This window comes from Bacteroides muris (ex Fokt et al. 2023), assembly GCF_024704895.1.
GTDB classification, from domain to species: Bacteria; Bacteroidota; Bacteroidia; order Bacteroidales; family Bacteroidaceae; genus Bacteroides; species Bacteroides muris.
Window position 1 is genome coordinate 1 of record NZ_JAMZEE010000125.1, and the last position, 498, is coordinate 498.

Below are 498 nucleotides of genomic sequence, written 5' to 3' on the forward strand. Positions count from 1 at the left end.
CAGAGCCTATGGTTCAACTTGCTTTCTGCAAAATCATGCTTAACAAAATTATTGTGTAATTTTTAAACAGTTTCTTATCACCGGCAAAATCGAACTCCCCTTCTTTCTGTTCATGAAAATTCCAAAAGACATAAAGACAGATAGTGTTCATTCCAAGTGCCTTACACATTAGAATCCGATGTTCCCAATATGGTTCGGGAATACGTGCATAATGCAATTCCGCCGCTTTTACCACAAAAGGTTCCCCATTCAGTAAAAAAGTACGTTTACCTATCTCAAAAGTTTCCTTAGAAGCAGCCGAATTTACTGGCCAATTGATGAATAGCAGAGTAAAAAAAAGAAAGACAATCTTGTTTTTCATTGGTCTGTATTTATTAGTTCACATACCGAAGACACAAAATCCCCTCTCCACCCTTATTCCTTTTAGAAGCTGTTTAAAATTTATTGAAGATAAACGTTATTGCAACGAATAATATATTGTAAATCAGTAGGTTATTT

1 pseudogene is annotated in these 498 nt (G+C 34.7%); it reads right to left on the reverse strand.

From position 1 onward, the window contains the following. Positions 1 to 67: 67 nt before the first annotated feature. Positions 68 to 361, reverse strand: a pseudogene (locus tag M1B78_RS18545) (beta-galactosidase); the annotation flags it as partial. Positions 362 to 498: the final 137 nt, after the last annotated feature.